The 23,650-nt window shown below is 47.5% G+C and carries 24 protein-coding genes and 4 tRNA genes; 13 read left to right on the top strand and 15 right to left on the bottom strand.

The annotated features are described in order from the left end of the window. Nucleotides 1–29 precede the first annotated feature (29 nt). Nucleotides 30–105, bottom strand: a tRNA-Asn gene (locus FFT88_RS10895). A gap of 160 nt (nt 106–265) precedes the next feature. Here FFT88_RS10895 and yeeO point away from each other — a divergent pair. After that, nucleotides 266–1,723, top strand: a complete 1,458-nt coding sequence (gene yeeO, locus FFT88_RS10890) for a toxic metabolite efflux MATE transporter YeeO (protein ID WP_302476340.1) — start codon at nt 266–268, stop codon at nt 1,721–1,723. A gap of 130 nt (nt 1,724–1,853) precedes the next feature. Beyond that, nucleotides 1,854–1,929 (top strand) — tRNA-Asn (locus FFT88_RS10885). 94 nt (nt 1,930–2,023) lie between these two features. Here FFT88_RS10885 and amn read toward each other — a convergent pair. The 3 genes from amn to FFT88_RS10870 form a co-directional block, all read right to left on the bottom strand. After that, on the bottom strand, nt 2,024–3,478 hold the full coding sequence (gene amn / locus FFT88_RS10880) for an AMP nucleosidase (RefSeq protein WP_130208633.1): 1,455 nt from the start codon (nt 3,476–3,478) through the stop codon (nt 2,024–2,026). A 101-nt stretch (nt 3,479–3,579) separates the two neighbouring features. Continuing rightward, complete coding sequence (gene shiA / locus FFT88_RS10875; RefSeq protein ID WP_130257620.1) at nt 3,580–4,896, bottom strand: shikimate transporter; 1,317 nt, start codon at nt 4,894–4,896, stop codon at nt 3,580–3,582. Between the two features lie 308 nt (nt 4,897–5,204). Then, a tRNA-Ser gene (locus tag FFT88_RS10870) sits at nt 5,205–5,294 on the bottom strand. Between the two features lie 93 nt (nt 5,295–5,387). Between FFT88_RS10870 and mtfA the strand changes: the two genes are divergently transcribed. Both mtfA and FFT88_RS10860 read left to right on the top strand, forming a co-directional pair. Next, a complete protein-coding gene (gene mtfA, locus FFT88_RS10865; RefSeq protein WP_130216435.1) occupies nt 5,388–6,185 on the top strand; it encodes a DgsA anti-repressor MtfA in 798 nt (265 codons plus the stop codon). Nucleotides 6,186–6,285: 100 nt separating this feature from the next. Beyond that, a tRNA-Asn gene (locus FFT88_RS10860) sits at nt 6,286–6,361 on the top strand. A gap of 83 nt (nt 6,362–6,444) precedes the next feature. On the opposite strand, the gene FFT88_RS10855 is transcribed toward FFT88_RS10860, so the two are convergent. Next, complete coding sequence (locus FFT88_RS10855) at nt 6,445–7,509, bottom strand: glycosyltransferase family 9 protein (protein ID WP_135405213.1); 1,065 nt, start codon at nt 7,507–7,509, stop codon at nt 6,445–6,447. Between the two features lie 290 nt (nt 7,510–7,799). Next, nucleotides 7,800–8,651 carry a glyoxalase III HchA gene (gene hchA / locus FFT88_RS10850; RefSeq protein WP_130216437.1) on the bottom strand — a complete coding sequence of 284 codons (852 nt, stop codon included), beginning with the start codon at nt 8,649–8,651 and terminating at the stop codon, nt 7,800–7,802. Nucleotides 8,652–9,349: 698 nt separating this feature from the next. Here hchA and FFT88_RS10845 point away from each other — a divergent pair. Beyond that, the gene (locus FFT88_RS10845) at nt 9,350–9,754 is read left to right on the top strand and encodes a universal stress protein (RefSeq protein WP_135405095.1); all 405 of its coding nucleotides are present in this window, start codon (nt 9,350–9,352) and stop codon (nt 9,752–9,754) included. An 89-nt stretch (nt 9,755–9,843) separates the two neighbouring features. On the opposite strand, the gene FFT88_RS10840 is transcribed toward FFT88_RS10845, so the two are convergent. After that, the gene (locus tag FFT88_RS10840; RefSeq protein ID WP_135405098.1) at nt 9,844–10,959 is read right to left on the bottom strand and encodes a porin; all 1,116 of its coding nucleotides are present in this window, start codon (nt 10,957–10,959) and stop codon (nt 9,844–9,846) included. 649 nt (nt 10,960–11,608) lie between these two features. On the opposite strand from FFT88_RS10840, the gene drpB reads away from it, so the two are divergent. From drpB to FFT88_RS10820, 4 genes are read left to right on the top strand one after another with little or no spacing between them, the layout of a single operon-like run. Next, nucleotides 11,609–11,890 carry a cell division protein DrpB gene (gene drpB, locus FFT88_RS10835; RefSeq protein WP_254446237.1) on the top strand — a complete coding sequence of 94 codons (282 nt, stop codon included), beginning with the start codon at nt 11,609–11,611 and terminating at the stop codon, nt 11,888–11,890. A gap of 39 nt (nt 11,891–11,929) precedes the next feature. Beyond that, entirely contained in the window at nt 11,930–12,649 is a 720-nt protein-coding gene (locus tag FFT88_RS10830) for a phosphohydrolase (protein ID WP_130259950.1), read from the top strand. Nucleotides 12,650–12,691: 42 nt separating this feature from the next. Beyond that, the gene (gene dcm / locus FFT88_RS10825) at nt 12,692–14,110 is read left to right on the top strand and encodes a DNA-cytosine methyltransferase (protein WP_135405101.1); all 1,419 of its coding nucleotides are present in this window, start codon (nt 12,692–12,694) and stop codon (nt 14,108–14,110) included. Next, the gene (locus FFT88_RS10820; RefSeq protein ID WP_130257626.1) at nt 14,091–14,561 is read left to right on the top strand and encodes a very short patch repair endonuclease; all 471 of its coding nucleotides are present in this window, start codon (nt 14,091–14,093) and stop codon (nt 14,559–14,561) included. Before dcm ends, FFT88_RS10820 begins: the two co-directional genes overlap by 20 nt. On the opposite strand, the gene yedA is transcribed toward FFT88_RS10820, so the two are convergent. Further along, on the bottom strand, nt 14,550–15,470 hold the full coding sequence (gene yedA, locus FFT88_RS10815; protein WP_130259947.1) for a drug/metabolite exporter YedA: 921 nt from the start codon (nt 15,468–15,470) through the stop codon (nt 14,550–14,552). The genes FFT88_RS10820 and yedA overlap by 12 nt on opposite strands. 171 nt (nt 15,471–15,641) lie before the next feature. On the opposite strand from yedA, the gene FFT88_RS10810 reads away from it, so the two are divergent. The 3 genes from FFT88_RS10810 to dgcQ all read left to right on the top strand — a co-directional run bounded on the left by FFT88_RS10810 (nt 15,642) and on the right by dgcQ (nt 18,830). Continuing rightward, on the top strand, nt 15,642–16,559 hold the full coding sequence (locus FFT88_RS10810) for a DUF808 domain-containing protein (RefSeq protein ID WP_130216453.1): 918 nt from the start codon (nt 15,642–15,644) through the stop codon (nt 16,557–16,559). Between the two features lie 78 nt (nt 16,560–16,637). Continuing rightward, nucleotides 16,638–16,820, top strand: coding sequence for a DUF2158 domain-containing protein (locus FFT88_RS10805; RefSeq protein ID WP_130208609.1), 183 nt, complete (start codon nt 16,638–16,640; stop codon nt 16,818–16,820). Nucleotides 16,821–17,135: 315 nt separating this feature from the next. Next, a complete protein-coding gene (gene dgcQ, locus FFT88_RS10800) occupies nt 17,136–18,830 on the top strand; it encodes a cellulose biosynthesis regulator diguanylate cyclase DgcQ (RefSeq protein WP_135405103.1) in 1,695 nt (564 codons plus the stop codon). Here the strand turns inward: dgcQ and FFT88_RS10795 are convergent. After that, nucleotides 18,827–19,642: a mannosyl-3-phosphoglycerate phosphatase-related protein gene (locus tag FFT88_RS10795; protein WP_135405106.1), complete on the bottom strand. Its 816-nt coding sequence runs from the start codon at nt 19,640–19,642 to the stop codon at nt 18,827–18,829. The genes dgcQ and FFT88_RS10795 overlap by 4 nt on opposite strands. Nucleotides 19,643–19,938: 296 nt before the next feature. Then, on the bottom strand, nt 19,939–20,166 hold the full coding sequence (gene yodD / locus FFT88_RS10790; RefSeq protein WP_000844800.1) for a peroxide/acid resistance protein YodD: 228 nt from the start codon (nt 20,164–20,166) through the stop codon (nt 19,939–19,941). Nucleotides 20,167–20,329: 163 nt separating this feature from the next. On the opposite strand from yodD, the gene dsrB reads away from it, so the two are divergent. Beyond that, on the top strand, nt 20,330–20,518 hold the full coding sequence (gene dsrB / locus FFT88_RS10785) for a protein DsrB (RefSeq protein WP_000867217.1): 189 nt from the start codon (nt 20,330–20,332) through the stop codon (nt 20,516–20,518). A gap of 43 nt (nt 20,519–20,561) precedes the next feature. Here the strand turns inward: dsrB and rcsA are convergent, their stop codons facing one another. From rcsA to fliO, 5 genes are all read right to left on the bottom strand, one after another. Next, nucleotides 20,562–21,185, bottom strand: coding sequence for a transcriptional regulator RcsA (gene rcsA / locus FFT88_RS10780; protein WP_135405108.1), 624 nt, complete (start codon nt 21,183–21,185; stop codon nt 20,562–20,564). Nucleotides 21,186–21,474: 289 nt separating this feature from the next. Continuing rightward, nucleotides 21,475–22,260: a flagellar biosynthetic protein FliR gene (gene fliR, locus FFT88_RS10775; protein ID WP_135405111.1), complete on the bottom strand. Its 786-nt coding sequence runs from the start codon at nt 22,258–22,260 to the stop codon at nt 21,475–21,477. A gap of 8 nt (nt 22,261–22,268) precedes the next feature. Continuing rightward, nucleotides 22,269–22,538: a flagellar biosynthesis protein FliQ gene (gene fliQ / locus FFT88_RS10770; RefSeq protein WP_000187358.1), complete on the bottom strand. Its 270-nt coding sequence runs from the start codon at nt 22,536–22,538 to the stop codon at nt 22,269–22,271. A gap of 9 nt (nt 22,539–22,547) precedes the next feature. Further along, nucleotides 22,548–23,285 (bottom strand): flagellar type III secretion system pore protein FliP, encoded by a 738-nt coding sequence (fliP, locus tag FFT88_RS10765; RefSeq protein WP_130216465.1) that lies wholly within the window; start codon nt 23,283–23,285, stop codon nt 22,548–22,550. Continuing rightward, complete coding sequence (fliO, locus tag FFT88_RS10760; RefSeq protein WP_135405113.1) at nt 23,285–23,650, bottom strand: flagellar biosynthetic protein FliO; 366 nt, start codon at nt 23,648–23,650, stop codon at nt 23,285–23,287. The genes fliP and fliO overlap by 1 nt, the downstream gene beginning before the upstream one ends.

The following is a 23,650-nucleotide window of genomic DNA, read 5'->3' as shown; positions in this document are numbered from 1 at the left end:
CCCGCTATAAAGCGGGCTTTTCAGAAATTTGGCTCCTCTGACTGGACTCGAACCAGTGACATACGGATTAACAGTCCGCCGTTCTACCGACTGAACTACAGAGGAATCGCTGTTGAGGCACATCTTAACGGCGAAAAATCTTTTGTCAAACCTGATTTTTAAATTTCTCAACCGTTTGCCGTTTCTATCAACAGTTTGTTGCATTTGCAGACAATTTGCTGGCGAAAATCTTTGCAGCTTTGCTGATTCTCCCTCATTATTTGAAATGTGGTTTCACTTTCTGCAATTAAGGTCAGTTTTGAATATCTCCTCAGCTTTACGCCAGATTGTTCATGGCACTCGCTGGCACGCAAAACGTAAGAGCTACAAGGTGTTGTTCTGGCGTGAGATAACCCCGCTTGCTGTTCCTATCTTTATGGAGAATGCCTGTGTCCTGTTGATGGGCGTACTGAGCACGTTTCTGGTCAGTTGGCTGGGAAAAGATGCAATGGCAGGCGTTGGGCTGGCGGACAGTTTCAATATGGTCATTATGGCTTTTTTTGCAGCTATCGACCTTGGTACTACAGTCGTTGTGGCATTTAGTCTCGGTAAGCGTGATCGACGGCGAGCGAGGGTAGCGACACGGCAGTCATTAGTGATCATGACATTGTTTGCCGTACTGTTGGCAGCGCTTATTCATCATTTTGGTGAGCAAATTATCGATTTTGTTGCAGGTGAGGCCACACCGGAGGTAAAAGCACTGGCGCTGACTTATCTGGAACTGACCGTCATCAGTTATCCTGCGGCGGCAATCACCTTGATTGGCAGCGGAGCACTTCGCGGCGCAGGGAATACGAAAATACCGCTTCTTATAAATGGTAGCCTGAATATCCTTAATATCATCATTAGCGGCATATTGATTTACGGTCTTTTCTCCTGGCAGGGGTTAGGGTTTGTCGGGGCAGGGCTGGGATTAACTATTTCCCGTTATATTGGCGCAGTCGCCATTTTGTGGGTTCTGGCGATTGGTTTTAATCCTGCGTTACGGATCTCGTTAAAGAGCTATTTTAAACCATTGAATTTCAGCATTATCTGGGAAGTAATGGGGATTGGTATTCCTGCAAGTGTGGAATCCGTATTATTTACCAGTGGCCGGTTATTAACACAAATGTTCGTTGCCGGGATGGGGACGAGTGTTATCGCCGGGAATTTTATCGCTTTTTCGATTGCGGCTCTTATCAATTTACCAGGAAGTGCACTTGGTTCAGCTTCTACAATCATTACGGGTCGAAGGTTGGGGGTAGGGCAAAGAGCGCAAGCAGAAATTCAATTGAGGCATGTGTTCTGGCTGTCCACTATTGGATTAACGGCAATAGCCTGGTTAACCGCCCCCTTTGCCGGGATTATGGCGTCGTTTTATACCCAGGATCCGCAGGTTAAACATGTCGTTGTGATTCTGATTTGGTTGAATGCTTTATTTATGCCGATTTGGTCTGCCTCCTGGGTACTACCTGCTGGTTTTAAAGGTGCCCGAGATGCACGCTACGCCATGTGGGTTTCTATGCTGAGCATGTGGGGATGCCGGGTAGTAGTCGGTTATATGTTGGGAATCATGCTTGGCTGGGGTGTGGTTGGCGTCTGGATGGGGATGTTTGCCGACTGGGCCGTGCGGGCTGTGCTGTTTTACTGGCGAATGGTGACAGGGCGATGGCTATGGAAATACCCTCGTTCTGAGCATAAATAGTATGAAAAAAAGCCAGGTGTGTCGGAATAAACGACAAAGCGCAGATTATTTCAGCAAACGAATTCAAAATTAAAAAACAGGCTTTGACATTGTGGATGGGCATCGTTAATATTCGCCCCGTTCTCGCGATTCCTCTGTAGTTCAGTCGGTAGAACGGCGGACTGTTAATCCGTATGTCACTGGTTCGAGTCCAGTCAGAGGAGCCAAATTTCTGAAAAGCCCGCTTTTATAGCGGGCTTTTTGCTTTGTTACTTAATCAAATCCTTCACATCTTTTCCTGACGCAAAGGATCTGAACTCATTATCGGAACGGTGGTTCATTAAAGGTCCGCAGTTTACGCGAATGCAGTCGGTCGCCTTCTGCGCGCAGCAAGTCTATCGCCCGAATGCCAATTTGCAGGTGCTCGGAAATTGCGCCTTCATAAAAACGGTTAGCCTGACCGGGAAGTTTAATCTCACCATGCAACGGTTTATCTGAAACACACAGTAGTGTCCCGTATGGCACGCGGAAACGATATCCTTGCGCGGCAATGGTTGCACTTTCCATATCAATTGCTACGGCCCGGCTTAAGTTAAAACGAAGTGCAGAAGCTGAGTAACGTAATTCCCAGTTCCTGTCATCAGTGGTTACTACAGTTCCAGTGCGTAGCCGCTGTTTAACTTCCTCACCCGGCCTGCCGCTGACGAGTTTGGTGGCGTCATAAAGTGCACGTTGTACTTCAGCAATGCTCGGAATAGGAATATCGGGGGGCAGAACCGCATCAAGAACGTGGTCATCGCGTAAATAAGCATGCGCAAGTACGTAATCTCCAATAGCCTGGCTTTCACGTAATCCTCCGCAGTGACCAATCATCAACCAGACATCCGGGCGCAGCACCGCCAGATGATCGCAGATAGTTTTGGCATTTGACGGCCCCACGCCAATATTAACCAGAGTAATACCCTGACCATCGGTAGTGATTAAATGCCATGCGGGCATCTGATGTTTTTTCCATGCGAGGTCGGAAATTGCTTCTTCCGGTGCTTCGGTTTCAGCGGTGATCCAGTTCCCGCCAGCACAAGAAAGGGCAATGTAGGGGCTATGAGGATCAAGGATCTGGCTGCACCCCCAACGTACGAATTCATCCACATAACGTGTGTAGTTGGTAAACAAGACGAACGGCTGAAAATGTTCGACTGGCGTGCCCGTATAATGGCGTAACCGTGCGAGGGAAAAATCTACCCGACGTGCATCAAAATGCGATAGCGGGGAGAATTCCGTTGGATGATAAATGCCGTCTGCCGTTTCATCGCCAATTTGTGCCAGTTCGGTTGTCGGGAAATAACGAGTTAATCCGGCGCTCATTGAGCGATCAAGCGTCAGCTCTGAGCCGTCGATGACATAGGGATAAGGAATTTCATGCTCTGACGGTTGCACGGAAATATGTGCACCATAATCCTGGTACAGCAGAGTTAATTGTTCATTAAGATATGAACGAAAGAGAGCAGGGCGGGTGATGGTGGTCGTGTAGCTGCCAGCGTGAGTAAAACGACCAAACGCGCGTGTTTTGGGAGGGTTTGTTGCGCTACCGTCCCAGGTCACGGTCAGCGATGGATAGACAAAAAGACCGTGTTTTCGGGCGTTTTCATCAGGCAGTTCGCCACTTTTAATATATTTGCCAATGGCGTTGCGTAAAGCGACTACAGATTTTTCATATAGCGCGTCAAGTTTATCCAGTGCCTGAGCTGGGGTCAGACCGGAGCCCTTATTATTCATGTGTGTCTCCTGTTCCATACAATTACCGCTTTTCCGATAGTATGTCACAGGAATGTGAAACAAAAGTGTAAGGCGAAGATCGGACGATCTTCGCCAGGCTATCAAGCGTGTTGATTGTCTTTCATTAACAACGCAGTTATTGCGGAAATCAGGCAGCCTGCCAGCAAATAAATGGCGACGCTATGCCAGTCTCCTGCAAAATAAGTAATCAGAGCAGCAGCAATAAAAGGTGTAAATCCACCGCCTACCACGCTGGCAACCTGATATCCGACGCCAGCGCCGCTGTAGCGATAACCGGCACCAAACATCTCGGTGAACATCGGCTGTTGCACGCAAACCACCATGTCATGCGCAATGTTCGCCAGCATAATGGAGAAGAAAACGATCCAGAAAATGGACTGTGCCTCAAGCGCTATAAAAAAAGGAAATGCGCTTAACGTTCCGATTATTGCGCCGGTGATATAAACCCTACGGCGACCAAAACGATCGGCAAGCCAGGCAAAACAGGGAATTGTCAGGCAGCTTAATCCACCCACCAGCAAACCAATATTGAGGAACAATTCGCGCGGCAGCCCCATATTCTGGGTCGAATAGTTAAGTGCAAAGGCGGTAACGATATACATTGTTAGCAACTCGCACAGTCGCAGCGCAATAATCTTAAGGAAAGCACCGGGATGTCGTAACAGAGCTTCGATAACCGGGATGCGTTTTTGCACTACCGCTTGATTATGCTGCTGTTGTTCAAATTCAGCGGACTCCTCCATGCCATTGCGCACCCACAATGCACCCAGCACCAGTACGATGCTAAACAGGAAAGGAATGCGCCAACCCCAGCTCAAAAATTGCTCGTCAGTTGTCATCATACTGATCAGTGACACCAGTCCGGTTGAAAGGAGTAACCCTACACCGTAACCAACTTGTACGCCGCTACTGTAAAAGGCTTTTTTGTTTTTGGGCGCGCTCTCAACGGACAGCAACGCAGCGCCTCCCCATTCGCCGCCAACAGCAAATCCCTGAATAGCTCGCAGCATCACCAGTAAAATTGGTGCCCACCAGCCAATAGTTGAGAATGAAGGGAGAATGCCGATCAATGCTGTGGCGATGCCCATCATCCAGACGGTAAGCATCAACATGCGCTTACGCCCCAGTCGGTCGCCGAAATGGCCGAAAATGACACCACCGAGCGGACGAAAAAGGAAACCGACACCAAAGGTAGCAAATGCAGCGAGCGTTCCCATTGCCGGGCTTACCTGCGGGAAAAACTCGCGATTAAACACCAATGCGGCAGTAATGCCATAGAGTAAAAAATCATACCAGTCGACGACGGCACCCGCGAAACTGCCTAACGCAGCGCGTCGGGCGCGACTTAACGAAAGCGTTCCTTCATCGGGACGCGTGGAGATAAGCGTGGAGTCCATAGTGATCCTGTTTGTACTGTCTTTTTATAATTAGTATGGATAAGGTAACTCACATTGCCGTCGATCAATAAACGAACCTTATGAGACTACCGCGACAGAAAGTATCTGCAAATGTTTTTATGCCAGGAACTGAGGACGAAGGGCCGTGAGGGGGCAGTTACATATTACAACCGCGTTGAACAGAAAAATGTGAACGCTAAAGCAGCAACGCATGCCCGTCTGATGCTATTTTTTTCTGATGTATTTTTTTGAATTATCCTAATGGGATTTGTGTCACTGACACCAGGCGAGCTAATTGCTTGAATGATTGGCGGAGAGAGGGGGATTTGAACCCCCGGTAGAGTTGCCCCTACTCCGGTTTTCGAGACCGGTCCGTTCAGCCGCTCCGGCATCTCTCCGTTCAGATGGTTGCCATGATGCCAGGAAATTTGGCATTTTAACAGTCCCTGTCCGTGCAATTTTGTTCAAGTGACGAGTTTGCGAGCAAAACGATGATTAAGTGGCCCTGGAAAGTACAAGAAACAGATCATGAAGATACGCTGCCATGGAAGGAAGCTCTGGCGATACCTCTTTTGACATGTCTGACAGAGCAGGAGCAAAGCAAACTAGTCACTCTTGCCGAACGTTTTTTACAGCAAAAAAGACTGGTCCCGCTACAAGGATTTGAACTTGATGCATTGAAAAGTAGTCGCATCGCCTTACTTTTCTGCTTGCCTGTTCTGGAGCTTGGACTGGAATGGCTGGATGGTTTTCATGAAGTGCTAATTTACCCTGCGCCATTTGTGGTGGACGATGAATGGGAAGACGATATAGGACTGGTACATAATCAACGTATCGTTCAATCAGGACAAAGCTGGCAGCAAGGCCCAATCGTGCTGAACTGGCTCGATATACAAGATTCTTTCGATGCCTCGGGCTTTAATCTGATTATCCACGAAGTTGCACATAAACTGGATACGCGAAATGGCGATCGCGCCAGTGGAGTTCCCTTTATTTCTTTACGTGAGGTCGCAGGATGGGAACACGATCTTCATGCGGCGATGGATAATATTCAGGAAGAAATTGAGTTAGTGGGCGAAAATGCCTCCAGCATCGATGCTTATGCTGCCAGTGACCCTGCAGAATGTTTTGCTGTGCTTTCCGAATACTTTTTTAGTGCACCGGAGCTTTTTGCTCCACGCTTCCCCTCGCTGTGGCAACGTTTCTGCCAATTTTATAAGCAGGATCCATTACAACGGCTACGAAATGCCAGTGGGCGAGACACCTATCCAGTACCAAATGTTCATTAAATATAAATTTTGTTGCTTAATTAACCGATTGAAATGGCTTGCGAATTTTAGTGTTGACACTCGCTGCGCTGCTAAGTAATATTCGCCTCGTTCTCACGATTCCTCTGTAGTTCAGTCGGTAGAACGGCGGACTGTTAATCCGTATGTCACTGGTTCGAGTCCAGTCAGAGGAGCCAAATTCAAAAAAGCCTGCTTTCGAGCAGGCTTTTTGCTTTTCTGCAAGCGTGCTTTAGTGTTCGAATTTTTGTTAGAGCTTTCATTACGCTGTGACTGAAATTTTCGCGATAATCCTTTTCAGCGTATTGCTGAATTCATCCAAATTTAGATGATCAATAGCCTTTCCTACCACAATCGTCTCTGAAATATCGGCCATGGCGGGCCAGCGAGTCTTATAATCAGCATACACGGCGATGACAGGAACATTATAAGCACTTGCCATGTGTAAAATAGATGTGTCTGGCGTTATTGCAAGGAAGGCATCTCTTATGATTGCTGCAGACCGCATTATTGAAGGTGATAACGACAAATGATAAACGTTATCAAAATGCCGGGTTAGTTCCAGGGCTGTTTCCGAACCTTTCGGACCATGAACAATGACAATTGGCATGTCTGATTGTATTTTAATCATCTCGATGATTTTTTGTGCCATTGTTAGTGAAAATGTTCTCGCTTGCACGCTACCTTCTAAATTAAGAGCAATATATGAACCTAATGAATGCATCTCACAACGTACTTCTTTTAGCACTATTTCGCTGAGGGGCAATTCAAATATGGGCGGGGGCGCCGGAAATCCTACTTCTCGCATCATGAAGGCCCATGTCAGCGGTACTGGGGCGCGTAGTGACTGATCCATTTTCGACGCTGACTTACATATCGGTGAATAACATTTCATCGTTAAACCCACAACCTGTAAATTTGCATTGGCTCGTAAGTGACTAATAAATAACATCGTCTTCAGGTTTTTCTTGCGCATTGCTTCAATACAAAGATCAGGAGTTCCATATTGTTCATTGATGTTTTTTGCTAATTTTTTTATTTCTTTAATACTGGCATGATCCTGCATTGTCATACTGACCAATGTTAATTTTGTTTGTTCCAGATGAAGTGCATCAAAAACAGATTTATTAATTGTTGATGTGACAATCAATAAGTGTTTTATTTTATGCATTTCAAGCGATCGGATTATTGGATAAATAGCCATTGCATCCCCAATTTGATCGGGAATGTGAATAACTACAAATTCACTTTTTGCAATATCAGTATCTTTGCAGCGATAATCATAATACGCAAATGCAATACGTCTGAAAAATGATACAAATGACATTTCCAACCTCGCTTCCATTCTGGTTAAAACGTGGTGAAGTTTATCAGATATGATTGATTTCTAAAATCGATAAATAATAACGTGAATATACTATATATTTATGGTTTATGTGTTAATCATTTTCGGAAATTATTATTCTGTTTAAAAACAGCTTGTGTCGCATTCTTCAGTCTGGGGGGCGTAAAGTGAAGGGAAGCGTTAAAAGGTCAGCAATTGGAGGTGGTCGTTTTCATGTTTGTTAAGTGGGGGAGAGCTACCCCCACTTTTACTCCACAGTAAGTGTCAGCCGATTAACCTACGTATGCGGCCAGCATCTCCTGTGCTGCCAGTTTGCCTAACGCATTTGCTGCGAAAGGACTGTCACCGGTTAAAAGTTTACGATCTTTGTGTACCCGGCCGGTAATATCATCATTGACGATGTTCATGCCCATTTTCTTCAGTTCTTCACCAAAGTACCAGGTCAGATGACCCGGCATGTAGCCAATCTCTGGCGTTTGTTTGTCTGCAGCGTCAGGGAATGCGCAAATTGAATAACCATTTAATGGGTTATCGCCGTGTCGAAGCGCCAGAAAGGCTGCTGGACCGTGGCAAAGGGAGATAACAAAACGGTCATTTTCGATTGCCCACTGCAGAGCGGCAGCCACGTCTTTGCTTTCTGGTAAACCAATGAGAGCACCGTGACCGCCAGGAACAAAGATTGCTGCATATTCGCTGTCTGCGTTGAGGCTGGCGACAACATCTGCCAATTTTTTCGGATTGCGGAACAGAGATTTGTGCTGCTCAAAGAATGGCATAATTTTTTCATCTTTCCGCGGCATAGCCCAATATTCAAATTTTGTCATCAGGCCAGAAAGCGTCGCAACCTCGAACTCGAAACCAGCAGCATGCAGATGATATAATGGTAGCAACGTTTCAATCGGATGGTTTCCTGTTGAGAAGAGCTTACCATTATCGGTTGGCAAATAGCGTTCATCGGCGGCGATTACCAGGATTTTTTGCTTTCCGCTATACGGTTTTGGATAGTCTACCCCATCAAGATCAGAAATCGGGCTGGTATATTGGCCTAACGAATATTCTGACGGGAAGAAAGCATTATCTTCAGCCATATCGATTTGCGGATTCTTACTTTGTTGAACAGTCATAGTGTATTCCTTGTTGTTACTTATGTAGGTTAGTCACTATATTCGCGACTGAGCTGGTTGCTATTTTTAACCAGATAGGAAATTGGAGTCAATATATCGAAAGCGGTATGCAAGGGGGAGTGTGCGATGACTATGCTGCACTTGTGTAGGATATTAGTCATGCCAATTTTCTCCTTATTGAGTAAAGTGGTTGGAACTGGTGTTAATTTATTTTAGTCTATTTTTCAGAAATCAGGATATTGACTCACTGGTAGCACAATTTTTAATTGTGGAGATTTTTTGTGCTCACGTGATGCTTAGAGCGGCACCGGGGGGGGGGGCTGACAACCGAGTGATTTGCCTGAGGCCTGCTTAAGATAGGTAAATGCTGGAGCAAAGAATCTCCCCGGAACATGCGATGAGAGTGTAAGTTAAGAAAATGAGATTATTAGCAAAAAAATAATCGTAAAACTGTCTGGCACGAAAGATTATCGCGAAAGAATGATGATCCAGATTAAGGTTTAACTGATGACAGATATGATTAATTACTTGTCATCAGATGTACTCTTTGCGCAATTTGCCAGAGGGAATGGGCTGGAGACTAAAGTGGGGCAGCAACGATAACTTTTCTAAAGATAATGACATAAATATAGCATTAAAAATATGCACTAATCATTCAAGCGCAGTTGATTAATATTGAATTTTTTCAGGGAATACCTATGTACCGAAATATTGTTATTCCGGTGAATGTTTTTTCTCGGGATGATAGAGAGCAAGCGTTTTTTCATGCGCAATTTTTCGCCAATGTTTCTTCTGGGCATGTTCACTTACTTGGCTTTATACCGGAATATTTAAGAGTTCTCGAGCGTGGGTATATTTCTGATATGCATCGTTTTAAAGAAGCTCTACGTGGGCAGGCTGTGTGCCGTTTATCTCATATGGCAGAACAACTGGTTTTGCCTGAAGGATTTATTCATACATATGTTCATTTCGGCACTCTTCCGGAAGGGATAAAGGAACTTGCTGAACAACAACTGGCTGATGTTATTGTGCTGGGAGCTACGCAGGAATTAGGGTTTATCGACATGCTACGGCAGTTTAGCGTGCCGCTGTTGGTGATTTGATGTGGGATATAAAAAAGCCTGAATTCGATGAGGGACGAACTCAGGCCGATATTATGTTTTACAGTTACGTGCCGCGGCGCGTTGGCTGATTAGAACTGGTAGACAATACCAACTGCAAACTGGTCATCAGATGCGGCATTGGTAATTGCTGCATCATCTTTATCCAGCAGGTTAAATTTGTATGCAGTATAAACGTTCATGTTCTTATTGAAGTAGTACCAGGTACCAACTTCAATGTAGTTCACGCGGTCAGCGTCAACATATTTATGGCCAGGTACCCCTTTGATATCTTTACCTTTGGAGTAAACATAACCTAAGGATGGACGCAGACCAAAGTCGAATTGATACTGAACAACTGCTTCAAAGTTCTGAGTTTCGTTGATCAGTTGATCGCGCATTATCGAGTTGCCGTCTTTGTCGAAGCCGCCTGTATTAACTGATGTCGGTGTCATATTACGAGTTTCACCATACATCACAGCAGCGTAGACATTGTTCGCATCATATTTTGCTGCCAATGACCATACTTCTGCATTTGAACCGTTTCCATCAGCAACTTGCTCATTGGTACGATCAGATTTGCCATAAACACCGACAAAACCAAAACCTTCGATGTTGTAGTCTACAGACAGCGCATAGCCATCACCGTTTTGTTTAGTAACGCCACGATTGCTGTTCTTACCTTGATATTGAACAGCAAAATTCAGACCGTCAACCAGACCAAAGAAATCAGAGTTACGGTAGGTTGCAACACCGTTGGTACGACCGTTCATGAAGTTGTCAGCGGAAGCCCAGGAATCGCCACCCCATTCAACTAACATATCGGTATAAGCTGCGGCATCATAGGCAACACCGTAGTTACGACCGTAATCGAAAGATCCAAGTCCGTTATATTTCAAACCAGCGAAGGTTAAACGAGTTTTTTCTTGGTTAGAACCTTCAGGCTTGCTGGCGTCAAGGTTGTATTCAAACTGACCAAAACCAGTCAGTTCACTGTTGATTTGAGTTTCACCTTTTACACCAAAACGAGCATAGGAGGTATCTTCGTTTTCGCTGTTATTATCATCAGTGTTCGACCAGATGCGCTCACCAACCATCTTGCCGTAGAAATCAACTTTATTGCCATTTTTATTATAAATTTCAGCCGCATTTGCTGCGCCAGCAACTAATAACGCCGGGACCAGCATTGCCAGAACTTTTCTTTTCATTATGTATTCCCTTGTGATTATAATCTTCATGAATATATCAATAAGTGCCGTTATCCAAAAAAAAGCACATTTGGATACTATTCTATGAAGTTCATTTTATTTTAAAGATTACATGTAACAAATGTATTTAAAAGATTTCAAAATGTTTCTATTCTATTTAATATAATTCATGATTATGAATTTCAGACATAAGCATTCATCATATTTATGTATGCATATCAATTGGTTATTGTTCTTTTGGAAGGATAGCTTGCATCAATAGTTGTTGAGCTAAAGACTTAGTGTGATCTACTGCACATAAATAAACGCATAAAAAAAAGCCGGCATCATGCCGGCCCAAAAAATATAAACAAGACGATAAAAGGCTAATAACGTAGTCATCATGACACAGAAAACAAAAAAGGTATAATTGTATTCAATGCCAATATATTCAAAATATGAATTAATCAATTATGCCCAAACAAAAAACAAATGCCTTCTGACTTGTTTTTTCTGCACATAATGTCACTGGTTCAGATTCATATATTTGTTCAAAAAATGAGTGAGACTTGACTGGCTCGACCGATGTGGAAAAATGTGACTTTTATCACATAACAGTATAAGTCTGAATTTTCCGGGTTATCTCAAAATGGAGTATGGTTCGACAGCAATGGAAGAAAGACTCTCTCGCAGCCCTGGCGGCAAACTGGCTTTATGGGCTTTTTATACCTGGTGTGGTTATTTTGTCTGGGTAATGGCGCGTTACATCTGGGTAATGAGCCGCATCCCCGATGCCCCCGTGTCTGGATTTGAAAGTGATTTAGGTTCAACTGCGGGTAAGTGGTTAGGTGCGTTAGTGGGATTTTTGTTTATGGCCATGGTCGGTGCGTTGTTAGGCGGCATTGCCTGGTACACGCGACCTCGACCCGTACGTAACAGACGCTATGAGTAAAAACTGCTAAGGTTGCGACTCTTTGGCAGCGGAGCGCATATGGACTTACAACACTGGCAGGCACAATTCGAGAACTGGTTGAAGAGCCATCATCAGTATCAGGACGCGGCCCATGACCTGTGTCATTTTCGCCGCGTCTGGGCGACGGCACAAAAACTGGCGGTAGATGAAGACGTGGACATGCTGGTGATTTTAACCGCCTGTTATTTTCACGATATCGTGAGTCTGGCGAAAAATCATCCGCAACGGCAGCAATCTTCAATGCTGGCAGCAGAAGAGACGCGTCGCCTGCTATGTGAAGAGTTTGCGCAATTTCCAGCGGAGAAAATAGAGCCCGTTTGTCATGCCATTGCCGCACACAGTTTCAGTGCGCAAATTACGCCCTTAACGGCGGAAGCTAAAATCGTGCAGGATGCGGACCGGCTGGAAGCCTTAGGCGCGATTGGCCTGGCGCGTGTGTTTGCGGTTTCAGGCGCGTTAGGTGTGGCGCTGTTTGATGGCGAAGATCCGTTCGCGCAGCATCGCCCGCTCGATGATAAACGTTACGCGCTGGACCACTTCCAGACCAAGCTGCTAAAACTACCTCAAACGATGCAAACCACAAAAGGTAAACAACTGGCGCAACACAACGCCCGTTTTCTGGTGGAGTTTATGGCCAAACTTAGTGCGGAACTGGCGGGGGAGAATGAAGGTATCGATCACAACGTGATTGATGCGTTTTCGCCAGCTGACTGCGCGCGTGGCCCTAAACCGATGTAATTATGTTAACCTGTCGGCCATCTCATATGGCCGGTTAAATCTATGCAGGAAAATATTTCAGTAACCGATTCATACAGCACCGGGAATGCCGCACAGGCAATGCTGGAGAAACTGCTGCAAATTTATGATGTTAAAACGCTGGTGGCGCAACTTAATGGCGTCGGTGAGAACCACTGGAGCGCGGCGATTTTAAAACGTGCGCTGGCGAATGATTCGGTATGGCACCGTTTAAGTGAAAATGAGTTCGCCCACCTGCAAACGTTGCTACCCAAACCGCCAACACATCATCCGCATTATGCGTTTCGCTTTATCGATCTCTTTGCCGGGATTGGTGGTATCCGTCGCGGTTTTGAGTCAATTGGCGGTCAGTGCGTATTTACCAGTGAATGGAATAAACATGCGGTGCGCACCTATAAAGCCAACCATTATTGCGATCCGGCAACTCATCATTTTAATGAAGATATCCGTGACATCACCCTGAGTCATAAAGAGGGCACGAGTGATGACGCGGCGGCGGAACATATCCGTCAGCACATTCCTGAACACGATGTTTTACTGGCCGGTTTTCCTTGCCAGCCGTTTTCACTGGCTGGCGTATCGAAAAAGAACTCGCTTGGGCGGGCGCACGGTTTTGCCTGCGATACCCAGGGTACGCTGTTCTTTGATGTGGTGCGCATTATCGACGCTCGTCGTCCGGCGATTTTTGTGCTCGAAAACGTTAAGAACCTGAAAAGCCACGACCAGGGTAAAACGTTCCGCATCATCATGCAGACGCTGGACGAACTGGGCTATGACGTTGCCGACGCAGAAGATAACGGCCCGGACGATCCGAAAATCATCGATGGCAAACATTTTTTACCGCAGCACCGTGAGCGCATCGTGCTGGTGGGCTTTCGTCGCGACCTTAATCTGAAAGAAGATTTCACCCTGCGTGACATTAGCGATTGTTTCCCGGTGCAGCGAGTGACGCTGGCGCAGTTGCTGGACCCGATGGTCGAAGCGAAATATATCCTGACGCCGGTACTATGGAAGTATCTCTATCGCTATGCGAAAAAGCATCAGGCGCGCGGTAACGGCTTCGGTTATGGGATGGTTTATCCGAACAATCCACAAAGTGTCACGCGCACGCTTTCTGCCCGTTATTATAAAGACGGCGCGGAAATCTTAATCGATCGCGGCTGGGATATGGCGACCGGTGAGAAAGACTTTGACGATCCGCAGAATCAGCAACATCGCCCACGAAGATTAACGCCTCGCGAATGCGCGCGTCTGATGGGCTTTGAAGCGCCGGGAGAAGCGAAATTCCGTATACCGGTTTCTGATACGCAGGCCTATCGTCAGTTCGGTAATTCGGTGGTAGTACCGGTCTTTGCCGCGGTGGCAAAACTGCTCGAGCCAAAAATCAGACAAGCGGTGGCGTTGCGTCAGCGAGAAACACAACATGGCCGATGTTCACGATAAGGCCACGCGTAGCAAAAATATGCGCGCGATTGCCACGCACGATACGGCAATCGAGAAACGTCTCGCCAGCCTGTTAACTGAGCAGGGGCTGGCGTTTCGTGTTCAGGAGGCCAATCTTCCCGGACGTCCGGATTTTGTCCTTGATGAATTTCGCTGTGTGATATTTGCCCACGGTTGCTTCTGGCACCATCACCATTGCTACCTGTTTAAAGTCCCCGCCACGCGAACAGATTTTTGGCTGGAGAAGATTGGTAAAAATGTCGAGCGCGATCGGCGCGATATCAGTCGTTTGCAGGAACTCGGCTGGCGTGTGTTGATTGTCTGGGAATGTGCGTTACGCGGGCGGGAGAAATTAACGGACGCGGCACTTACCGAGCGTCTGGAAGAGTGGATCTGCGGCGAGGGCGCCAGCGCGCAGATCGACACTCTGGGGATTCATTTACTCGCTTGATGCATCCTGAATGACGGGAGCGACAACGGGTTTTGCCGGGAAGAGATATTTCCCCAACGTGACCAGTACCACGGCGAAAACAATCACTCCTAGCGCCAGCCATTCAATCTTCGACAGCGTCTCGCCGCCCAGACCCGTACCCAGCAATACCGCGACCACGGGATTAACATAGGCGTAGCTGGTGGCCAGAGCCGGACTGACATTGCGGATTAAATACATATAAGCGTTGATGGCGATAATCGAGCCAAACAGCGTCAGATAGCCGACTGCAAGGAAACCAGAAAGCGAAGGGACTGCTGTCAGTTTTTCACCTGCGATCATCGACGCAATCATTAACACTACGCCAGCCGCCAGCATCTCAATGGCACCTGCCATCATCCCTACCGGTAAGGTAATGCGTGAGCCATAAACCGACCCAAACGCCCAGCTAATTGAGCCGATTAAAATCAGCATTGCACCCCACGGGTTACCGCTTAAATTACCGCCACTATTGAGCATGATGATCCCGGCAAGCCCGATGGCGATACCCACCCATTCCAGTTTGCGCGTTTTAATGCCAAACAGGCGGCTGAAGCAAAGAGTAAAGAGTGGCACCGTTGCCACCACCACGGCGGCAATGCCGGAAGGGACGTTTTGATGTTCGGCAACCGTCACCATACCGTTACCGACAGCCAGCAGTAACAGGCCAATAAGCGCGGCGTTGAGCAGGGGACGTAGCGGCGGCAATTTGTGCCCACGCAGCAGTAAAAATGCCATCAATAAAAGACCTGCTGCCAAAAATCGCACCCCCGCCATCATTAACGGTGGCCAGCTTTCAACGCCAATCCGAATGACAAAATAGGTCGAGCCCCAAATGATATACAACGCAAACAGCGCGCCAAAAAGCGGTAACAACTGGCGGAAACGCATAATCCCTCACGGTAGAAATAAAAAGGTGGTTCATAGTAAACGTGAAAATCATTCTGCTGGCGAGAGATATAATTGTGCTTGATTGTTAAAAAAATGTTGACCTGTGAAGCACAGTATCAGGCAAGCCGATTTTGCTTCATACTTAGCGCGTCAACGAAAAAATGAGAGGGAATGCTTTTGGCCGGGAGTAGTTTATTGACGTTGCTCGATGATATCGCCACTTTGCTGGACGATATCTCCGTGATGGGCAAGCTGGCGGCGAAGAAAACCGCCGGCGTATTAGGGGATGACTTGTCGCTCAATGCGCAACAAGTTTCAGGTGTGCGTGCCAACCGGGAACTTCCTGTGGTCTGGGGCGTGGCGAAGGGATCGCTAATCAACAAAGTGATTCTGGTGCCGCTGGCGCTGATCATCAGTGCATTTATCCCGTGGGCAATTACGCCACTGTTGATGATTGGTGGTGCGTTTCTCTGCTTTGAAGGGGTAGAGAAAGTGCTACATATGCTGGAGGCGCGTAAACACAAAGAGGATCCGGCGCAGAGTCAGCAGCGTCTGGAAAAACTGGCGGAGCAAGACCCGCTCAAGTTTGAAAAGGACAAAATAAAAGGGGCCATTCGCACCGATTTTATTTTGTCTGCGGAAATTGTCGCCATAACGCTGGGCATTGTGGCGGAAGCGCCGCTGATTAATCAGGTGCTGGTGCTCTCAGGGATAGCTCTGGTGGTAACGATTGGCGTGTATGGCCTGGTGGGGATTATCGTTAAGATTGATGACCTGGGCTACTGGCTGGCAGAAAAGTCCAGTACGTTGATGCAGGCGTTGGGTAAGGGGCTGTTGATTATCGCGCCCTGGCTGATGAAAGCATTATCGGTTGTCGGCACGCTGGCGATGTTCCTGGTTGGTGGCGGTATTGTGGTGCATGGCATCGCGCCGCTGCATCATGCCATTGAACATTTTGCCGGACAGCAGAACGCGCTGGTGGCGATGATATTACCGACTGTTTTAAATCTGATTCTTGGATTTATCATCGGTGGCATCGTGGTGCTGGGAGTGAAAGTGGTAGCGAAAATGCGCGGCCAGGCACATTAAAATTCACATTGGCTGTTATGCAAAATTCGCCATCCTCGACTAAGGTGAACAAGTTTCACTCGAAAAAAGGAGGCGAGTATGAGCTTTATGGTTAGTGAGGAAGTCACGGTAAAAGAGGGCGGCCCGCGGATGATTGTCACCGGGTATTCCAGCGGTATGGTTGAGTGCCGGTGGTATGATGGTTATGGGGTCAAGCGGGAAGCTTTTCATGAAACCGAGCTTGTTCCGGGGGAGGGGAGTTGTTCGTCGGAAGAAGTTTGAAAGTGTGCAATTAACACCAGGCCGGATGTGGCGTTCACGCCGCATCCGGCAGTTGTGCCAGCGTCTGCATGGAATGCCTGATGCGACGCTGTCGCGTCTTATCATGCCTGGGTTATACAAATAATCGATATCTGGCGATAGAATCAAAAGTAGGCCGGATAAGGCGTTCACGCCGCATCCGGCAGTCCTGCCAGCGTCAATATCGAAGGCCTGATGCCTCGTATCATGCCAACATTATAAAATTATCGTTGTTTGGCGGTACGCTATCGCCAGGTTATGCCAGAATCATTAAAAAGCAGGTTGGGAGTCGTCAGGGTGCAGCACGAGACAAAAATGGAAAACCAGAGCTGGCTAAAAAAACTCGCGCGCCGCCTGGGGCCTGGTCATGTCGTTAATCTGTGCTTTATCGTGGTGTTGATCTTCTCCACTTTGCTCACCTGGCGTGAAGTTGTGGTGCTGGAAGACGCCTATATCTCCAGCCAGCGTAATCATCTGGAAAACGTTGCCAACGCGCTCGACAAGCAATTGCAATATAACGTCGATAAACTGATTTTTTTGCGTAATGGAATGCGTGAAGCTCTTGTTGCGCCGCTGGATTTCACTTCTATGCGAAACGCTGTTATCGAGTTTGAACAACATCGCGACGAGCACGCCTGGCAAATCGAACTCAACAGACGACGCACTCTGTCGGTAAACGGTGTCTCGGATGCGTTAGTGAGCGAGGGAAATCAGCTTTCTCGCGAAAATGAATTACTCGACAATGAAATTACCGCCGCACTGGAAGTCGGCTACTTACTGCGACTGGCGCACAACTCTTCTTCGATGGTTGAACAGGCGATGTATGTCTCGCGCGCCGGATTCTACGTTTCGACGCAGCCGACGTTGTTTACCCGAAATATCCCTACGCGTTACTACGAATTTGTCACACAACCCTGGTTTATCGGCCAATCAGAACGAGAAAATCGTCAACGTGGCGTACGTTGGTTTACCTCTCAGCATGACCATAACAATGTTACTGAACCGCAGGTCACCGTAAGCGTGCCGGTCGACAGTAATAATTACTGGTATGGCGTGTTGGGGATGAGTATCCCTGTGCGCTCAATGCAGCAATTTCTAAAAAACGCTATTGATAAAAACCTGGATGGCGAATATCAGCTCTACGACAGTAAACTGAAATTATTAACTTCCTCTAACCCGGAACACTCGGCGGAGGATCTCTTTGATCCTCGAGAGCTGGCATCTCTGGCGCAGGCTATGGAACACGATACGCGCGGTGGCATCAGGATGAGCAGTCGCTATGTTAGCTGGGAGCGACTGGACCATTTTGACGGCGCATTGGTGCGCATTCATTCGCTCAGTGAAGGTGTGCGTGGTGATTTCGGCAGCATCAGCATTGCGTTAACCCTTCTGTGGGCGCTTTTTACGACGATGTTACTTATCTCCTGGTATGTGATTCGCCAGATGGTCAGCAATATGTTTGTCCTGCAAAGCTCGTTGCAGTGGCAGGCGTGGCATGACACCTTAACGCGCTTGTATAACCGTGGCGCATTGTTCGAAAAAGCGCGTCCGCTTGCCGAATTGTGTCAGATACACAAACATCCGTTTTCTGTCATCCAGGTCGACCTTGACCATTTTAAAGCGATTAATGACCGCTTTGGTCATCAGGCAGGCGATCGTGTGCTGTCGCATGCTGCCGGATTAATCAGTCATTCATTGCGTTCACAGGACGTTGCCGGCCGCGTGGGCGGCGAGGAGTTTTGTGTGATTCTGCCTGGCGCTAACCTGGCGCAGGCAACGGAAGTGGCCGAACGTATTCGCCTGAAGCTGAATGAAAAAGAGATGTTGATCGCCAAGAGCACGACCCTACGCATCAGTGCTTCGCTGGGGGTGAGTAGCAGCGAGGAAACCGGCGATTATGATTTTGAACAATTACAGTCTCTGGCCGACCGACGGTTGTATCTTGCAAAACAAGCGGGGCGCAATCAGGTTTGCGCCAGCGATAGCCCTTAACTGGCCGTGAAAAAGTGATCCAGTCCTTCGCGCCAGCCTTCCGGTCCTTCTCGCTGTGTCCGCAAGACACGGGCCGGATCCTCATTTTGCAAATGCACGCCTTCCCGGTTTAGCCCTTTTACAATCACCGCATAATCCATCACTTCCAGTAATGGTGCGTCATTTGGGCCATCGCCTAAGCCAAGCGTGGTCGGACGTTTTCCACTCGATTGCTGATATGCCGCAATGATCCAGTTGGCAGCCTGATCTTTCCCGGCTGAGACATCCAGCACATGCCAGAAACGCGCACCTTGCACAAACTGCAAGCCCAGTTCATTCAGGCGAGCGGTAAATTGCGCCATCCGCTCGTCACTGTCGCGCCAGATAAGCGTGACAGAAGCCTCATGCAACTGCGTCAGTGCTGCCTGGCTGTGGCTTAAGCCAGTCCATTCAGCGATGGTTGTATCATCGACGTCATCAAAGGTGGTGAATTTGAAGTGTTCTTTCTCACGCAGCGTATTTAATACCAGGCTGATTTCACTATGAGCAATCCCCGAGATGATGCGCGGAAAGCCGTTCAAATCCTGCCATTGTTGATCCAGTTGGATCACCGCGCCGTTCTCTGCAATGAGTGACAACCCTTGCAGACCTAACATCTTTTGCAGGTACAGCATTTCAGCCGAGGTTTTACTACTACACAGGATCACGGGGATCTCCGCTTCCCGCAGGCGGATTAACCAGGAGGCGGCAGGTTGCCAGTCATAGCTATGACTGTCCAACAGGGTGCCATCAAGATCGGTAAAAATCAGCAGCGGTTGATGAATTGAAAGCATGATCGCGCAGTACTCCCTTTGCCGGATATTTCTTAAAACAGCACGAATAATAAAAAATCGTTTTTCGGGAGCGATCCCGTGAACGCCAGAGCCTCCAGGGGGTGACGCGGATCACACTTCCATTCATAAGTGACGTTAATCATTCATATCAAGAATATTTTCTTGTCAGCATAAAAAATTGCGGATAAGGTGATGTACGCATCAGATTTCCTGGTGTAACGAATTTTTTAAGTGCTTCTTGCTTAAGCAAGTTTGATCCCGACCCCAACAAGGGCCGGGATTTTTTTATGACGCATTTAGCGATTCACTTCAGAGACGCTAAAGTCATGAATATCAAGTTCAAAGGCATCGGCTAATTCACGCCATGTATGATATTCACGGCCATCGACGCTAACGTGTTCTGAATCGTTCTGGCTGCGATGAACTTCGCTTTCGCTAATTTCATTGATCGCCGCCAGCAGGGCATCGACATCGACGCTGACCTCACGTTTTGCGGTATCGCTGTACTCTTTTGCGGTTTTCATCATCTATCCTCGCAACCGTTGCTTATATGTTGCTGCCGACACGTCATGTCAGCCAGGCATTTCTTAAGTATAGACCGTTGAGAAAATCAGCACTCGCACGCGCCTGGCGCTGTCAGAAAAACGAAATTGTTCTAAACTGGCACAAAGCCACAGGAGGAAAACGATGAAGGTGAATGATCGGGTAACAGTCAAAACGGATGGCGGTCCGCGTCGTCCTGGCGTGGTACTGGCAGTTGAGGAGTTTAGTGAAGGCACAATGTACCTGGTTTCGCTGGAAGACTACCCGCTCGGCATCTGGTTCTTTAATGAAGCAGGGCATCAGGATGGTATCTTTGTGGAGAAAGCAGAGTAATTTCTGTCAGCCTGACTGGTGGAATACCACCAGTCAGTATGCCCTAGCGCATGTTGACAAAAATACCATTTGTCACATTATCCGTCAGTCGGACGACATGGTAGATAACCTGTTTATTATGCGTTTTGATCTTACGTTTAATATTGCCTTTATGCGATGAAACGGTCTTGGCTTTAATATTCATTTGGTCGGATATTTGAATCGTTCCCTGGCCAGCCATCCACATTCGCAACATACTCGATTCGGTCCGGCTTAATGATAGCGTTGGCATATTTAAAATGCTGGCCATCGCTGTCTCTTTTTTCAGAATATCGCCAAGGATATCATCAAGAGATTCCGGTTTAATCGATTTGGAACTGATCAATAAATTTTTTCTGACCAATAGATATTCATCAAAATGAACATTGGCAATTGCCATAAAAACGATAAATAACGTATTGGGATGTTGATTAATGATGTACTTGATACGTTGACTGTTAGAAGCATCGTGGATAAAACAGTCCTCATTAATAAACACCACTGAAGGGTGCTGTGAATCACAAGCGATGGCAAGGTCATCAACGGTTTCAATGTCGTTGATTTCTCTTTTTTTCACCCCTCTACTCAACAGATACCCGGTCAAACCCAGCCGGGTGTAACTACATAAATCCATAATAATCGTTGACATGGCATACCCTCACTCAATGCGTAACGATAATTCCCCTTACCTGAATATTTCATCATGACTAAACGGAACGACATGGGTCACCTAATGCGCCACTCTCGCGATTTTTCAGGCGGACTTACTATCCCGTAAAGCGTTGTATAATTTGCCTGGAATTGTCTTAAAGTAAAGTAAATGTTGCGATATGTGAGTGAGGTTAAAACAAATATTTCGCCACAGGAGTATCCTGGAAGATGTTCGCTGGTATTATTTTTCGGATAATCCTTAGGATAACAAGATAAACATTAGGGAATCATATTACAGGTAATTCGCTGATAATATCCGCCAGCAAATTAAAAATTTCACTAAATAAATGTTCGCAAAAAGGAGCAATTAACGGCATTAATGCCGCCATTAATGAGATGCCGACAGTCAACGTTAATGGAAAACCAATAACAAAAATTGATAATTGCGGGGCCATACGATTCAGTAAACCTAATGCGATATTCAGCGTCAGCAACAGGGTAATGAGCGGTAACGCCAGCATCAACCCGTTAAGGAAAACCAGACTTCCTGCTTTGGTGAGTGCCAGAAATGCATTGCTGTTCAGCGGTTCGCCACCAATGGGGAGAGTGTGAAATGTATCGACCAGCAACGAAATCAGCCATAAATGACCGTTAAATGTCAGGAACAACAGTAGCGCCAGCATATCCATAATGCGCGCTAAGACGGGCATATTGAGATGACTGCCAGGATCGACAAACGTCGCAAATGACAGCCCCATTTGCAGACCGATAATTTCGCCAGCGGTACGCACAGCGGCGAAGGCAAATTGCATGGTAAAGCCGAGAGCAATGCCAATCAGGATTTGCTGCACCGCCAGCCATAGGGCATAGAACGAAAAAATAGCCACATCGTTGGCGGGTATTGCCGGAGCAATGGCGAACGTGATCATCATTGCGAGGCCCAGTTTTATCCGTTTTGGCACGCTGCGTTCGCTCAAAATGGGCGCGGTGGAGATCAGCGCCAGCACGCGCAGTAATGGCCAGAAATACAGGCTTAACCAGGAAAGCCATTGATCGCTTGTTACCTGCAACATTACATCGATTACCCGATGATATACGGTAGGTTAGTGAATAAGGTACGAACGTAATCCAGCAACAAGTTGAGCATCCACGGTCCGGCAATAATAATGGCGATAAATACGGCGATGATTTTCGGAATGAATGACAGCGTCATTTCGTTAATCTGCGTGGCGGCCTGCAAAATGCTGATGATAAGACCGGTGACCAGCGCCACCAGCAACAGCGGGGCAGCCAGTGCCAGCGCGACTTTCATCGCTTCTGTCCCCATCATCATGACCGATTCGGGTGTCATTTGGCCTCTCTAGCTGTAAAAGCTTTGTGCCAGCGAGCCGACCAGCAATTGCCAGCCATCCACCAGTACAAACAACATCAGTTTAAACGGCAGGGCAATGGTCGCGGGGGGAACCATCATCATCCCCAATGCCATCAACACACTTGCAATAACCAGGTCGATAATCAAAAACGGAATGAAAATCGTGAAGCCTATCTGGAAGGCGGTTTTCAACTCGCTGGTCACGTAGGCCGGGAGCAAAATGCGCATCGGTACTGCTTCAGGTCCCTGCAACGGGCCGGTATTCGCCAGCCTGGCAAACAACCCTAAATCCGCCTCGCGGGTCTGGCGCAGCATAAACTCACGCAGTGGCTGCGCCCCTTTTTCCAGCGCCTCCTGCATTGATATTTTCTCTTCGCTGAACGGCTGATACGCATCGACATAAATTTTGTCGATTACCGGAGACATAATAAAAAAGGTCAAAAACAGCGCCAGCCCCAGCAATACCTGGTTGGGCGGCGCGGAGGGCGTTCCCAGTGCGTTACGCAATAAACCAAAAACAATGATGATGCGGGTGAAGCTGGTCATCATCAGTAAAATTGCCGGAATAAAAGTCAGCGAGGTGATGAACACCAGCGTCTGCACCGGGAGTGACCAGCTTTGTCCACCGCCAGGCAGCGGCTGGCTGGTGATGCCAGGCAGTTGAGCAAAGGCGAGGGGAGTAAACAGCCAGAGAAGGGCCGGTGCGACAGACAAGAGATGACGCATCAGGCTCTCCCGCCACGCTTAAGTAAATTTTTCATGACCGACTGAAAATCGGCTTGAGGTAACTCTTCCGTTGGCGCAGAAGGGGGAAGTTTATGCAGCAGATTGATTTGCCCGGCAGTAACGCCGAGCACCAGTCGCGCATCTTCCACATCGACCACCACGACCCGTTCACGCGCCCCCAACGAGGCACTAGCGCTGACTTTCAGCCCGTTCGTGCCATTACGTTTGGGAGCAAATCCCAGCCTTTTTACCAGCCAGGCCGCAGCGAGGATCAGGACAATAATGGCAATTAGCGCGCCGCTCACCTGAAGGAGCGGAGCAGCAGAAACCTGCGCGGAAGGTTGTACAGTAGCGTGGTTATTCAT

The sequence above is a fragment of the Escherichia sp. E4930 genome (genome assembly GCF_005845405.1).
Classification (GTDB): Bacteria; Pseudomonadota; Gammaproteobacteria; order Enterobacterales; family Enterobacteriaceae; genus Escherichia.
The sequence above is the reverse complement of the archived record's forward strand: the minus strand, read 5'-3'. Positions and strand labels throughout refer to the sequence as shown.